This window comes from Halochromatium sp. (assembly GCF_054919635.1).
Genome location: NZ_JBUDPI010000401.1, coordinates 1 through 3,145 on the forward strand (window position 1 = coordinate 1; position 3,145 = coordinate 3,145).

At 65.1% G+C, this 3,145-nt stretch carries 3 protein-coding genes; all 3 read left to right on the top strand.

Features of this window, described 5'->3' with window-relative positions:
* The coding region (locus ACY693_RS17305; protein ID WP_462323055.1) for a WecB/TagA/CpsF family glycosyltransferase at positions 1-812 on the top strand (812 nt) is incomplete at its 5' end.
* 35 nt (positions 813-847) lie between these two features.
* Positions 848-1,618, top strand: coding sequence for a sugar transferase (locus ACY693_RS17310; RefSeq protein WP_462323056.1), 771 nt, complete (start codon positions 848-850; stop codon positions 1,616-1,618).
* Between the two features lie 51 nt (positions 1,619-1,669).
* Positions 1,670-3,145: sugar transferase (locus ACY693_RS17315; protein ID WP_462323057.1), on the top strand; the 1,476-nt coding region annotated here is incomplete at its 3' end.

Sequence of the window (3,145 nt, forward strand, 5' to 3'; positions counted from 1 at the left end):
TCGGATGGCTGCTACACATCAAAGCTCAACCGCTTGCGCAGCCGGATGCGGTGTCGATCTTCGGCATTCGCATGGACAATATGACCATGCCTGAGGCGCTGAGCTGGGTCATGGCCGCGAGCACACCGGGTCAAGCCCCTAAACAGCTGGCCTTCGTCAACGCCGATTGCCTGAACATCGCTTGGCGTGACCCCGTTTACAGCGCGACCCTGCGCGCTTGCGACCGCGTCTTCGCGGACGGTATTGGTCTGCGGATCGGCGGCCGGATGCTCGGGTTCGAGCTGCGTGACAACGTCAACGGCACCGACATGTTTCCGCTGCTGTGCGAGGCGGCCGCCGGTTCCGGCCGCTCCCTGTATCTGCTCGGTGCGCGACCAGGGATTGCCGCCGCGGCGGCCGAGGCCATGCGCGCGCGCTTTCCAGGGCTCATCATCGCCGGCACGCGCGATGGCTATTTCACCGCTGATGAAGAAGCCGCGGTGATCGACGCGATCAATCGCAGTGGTGCGGGCATCCTGTTGGTGGCGTTTGGGGCGCCGCGCCAGGAGCAATGGGTTGCGCGCCATCGCTCGCGGCTCGCCCCTCCGGTCGCGATGGGGGTCGGTGGCCTGTTCGACTTCTATTCCGGGCGGATTCGCCGCGCGCCGCCCTGGATGCGCGAGATTGGGGCTGAATGGGTGTATCGGCTGTTACAGGAGCCCGGCCGCATGTGGCGTCGCTATATCATTGGCAACCCGGTCTTCCTGTATCGCGTCTGGTTGCAAAGGCGCAGGCCTGAGCGCTTCGAACAGTCCACTGACCGCGACAGCTAGCGCGGCGCTCGGCGCCCGACCTAGGAGCAGCGATGATGAACGACCCTGATCAGCGGCCAGTCGCCTCGAGCGCGCGGCCTCAGACCCACGACGAGAAGCTGCGTGCGGCATTGATCCAGCGTTATGCCAATCTTGATCGGCGCAGCTGGGTTCAGCGCTGGCGCTTTTACGCCAAGCGCGCGAGCTGGCTCCTGGTCGTCAAGAGCTCTTACGCGCTGAAACGGCTGCTCGATATCGTGGCGTCTTCGATTGGACTCCTGCTGTTGTCACCGGTCTTCTTGATCACGGCGCTCGCCATCCGGTTCGAGTCCCCCGGACCGGTCTTTTTCAAGCAGAAGCGGGTCGGCCGCTGGGGTCAGCTCTTTACGATCTGGAAGTTCCGTTCGATGTACGTCGACGCCGAAGAGCGCAAGGCCGAGCTGATGGCGAACAACGAGATGGCCGGTGGCGTGATCTTCAAGATGAAGAACGACCCCCGGGTGACCAAGGTTGGGCGGGTCATTCGCAAGACCTCGATCGACGAGCTACCGCAGCTCTGGAACGTGCTGGTCGGTGACATGTCGTTGGTCGGTCCGCGCCCGCCCGTGCCCTCGGAGGTCGACCAGTATTCGCTCTCGGACCGCCGACGGCTCGAGGTCATCCCCGGGATCACCTGTATCTGGCAGATCTCGGGGCGCTCCGAGATCCCGTTCGAGCAGCAGGTCGAGCTTGATGTCCAGTACATCCAGTCGCAATCGCTTTGGACGGATTTTAAGATCCTAGTCAAGACGGTGCCCGCGTTGCTGCTCGGCTCCGGCGCCTACTAGGTCAGTCCTATACCGCGAAGACGACAGCCGAGCCCCAAAGGTAGCCGATCCATGCGTGCACTGATCTTCGCCGATCGTGAGAATGATTGCCTGGCACCACTCAATCGCGAGTATTCCCACGCGATCCTGCCCTTGGCCGGTAAGGAGCTGATTCGCTATACCATCGAGGACCTGGTTGGCTTTGGCATCACCGAGATCGTCATCATCGCTGCCGACCATGCTGACCGCCTCGAGCGCCTGCTCGGTGACGGTAGCCGCTGGGGAGCGCGTTTTCGCTTCGTGCTCGCGCGCGGGCACGAACGCCCGAGCCTGATCTGGTCGCGGGTGAGTGTGGGCCGCGACGAGCCCCTGTTGCTGTTGCGCGGCGATCTGCTGCGCAGCCCGGCGGTGGCCAACTTCCTGCGCGCCGCGCAGGGTCGGGTCGGCGAGCTGGTCTATGGGCTCGGCACTGATCCGCGCGGGGCGCTGATCCTGCTGCGCCCAGGGCAGACCGAACCGGGCGCGTTGCTCGATCTGCTCGATATCACGGCATCTCACCGACCGTCAGACGATCAGGCGCTGGCGTTGCCCGATCTCGAGGTCCGCATGCTGGACAGCCTCGCTGCCTATCATCGCGCTTGCCTGGATCTCGTCTCGGGGCGGATCAACGGCCTCGCGCCGGGCGGGGTGGAGCTCGCGCTCGGGCTTTCGGTTGGGCCACGCGCCCAGGTTTCTCCGCGCAGCCTGAAGCAGGGGCGCGCGTACGTCGGCGACAATAGCCGTGTCCACCCCGAGGCCGAGCTGCTCGGCGACGTAATGATCGGGCAGGATGTGGTGATCGATCGGGCCGCCATCCTTTACGACTGCGTGATCCTGCCGCACAGCTATGTGGGGGAGATGCTCGAGGTCAATGATGCCATCGTCGCCGGCGATACCCTGATGCGCGTCGATACGGGGGTCGTGCTGACCATCACCGATGCCTTTCTGCTTGGACGCCTCGGGCCCGCGTCATCGATTGACATCGGGGACTGGCCGAGTCGATCGGCCGGGGCCGTGCTGTTGGTCTGCTCACTACCCCTCTGGGTCCTGGCACTGCTCGTCGCCGCACTCGCTACCGAGCGCGACGCGCGTGGCAAGCGCCCCGCCTTGCTTGGCAAGGAGCGACTGATCGGAAACCGCAAAGCTGTGCGTCCCGGGTTGGTCGAGGGTGAGTTCATCAGCTGGCGCATTCGGACCCAAGCACCGGTGCTCGCGCTGCTGCCGCGGCTGTTCGCCGTGGTGAGGGGCGATCTGCGGCTGCTGGGCGTCTCACCGCTCACGCCTGCGGAGTCCGAGTCCCGGACCGAGGAGTGGCAGCACGTGCGCGATCAAGCGCTAGTGGGGCTGATCGGCCCGACCCAGCTGATGCTCTCCGAGCGGGCGTCGCTCGACGAGCGCCTGATGAGCGATGCCTTTTATGTCGGACAGCGTCATTGGCGCAAGGACCTACGGCTGCTAGGTGAGGCGCTGCGAGCCCTGGTCAGTGCGCAAGCCTGGCACCGCTCGAGC

What these genes read in the sequence shown, in the direction of transcription:
- ACY693_RS17310 (WP_462323056.1), top strand. Translation starts at nt 848, where the DNA reads ATGAACGACCCTGATCAGCGGCCAGTCGCCTCGAGCGCGCGGCCTCAG.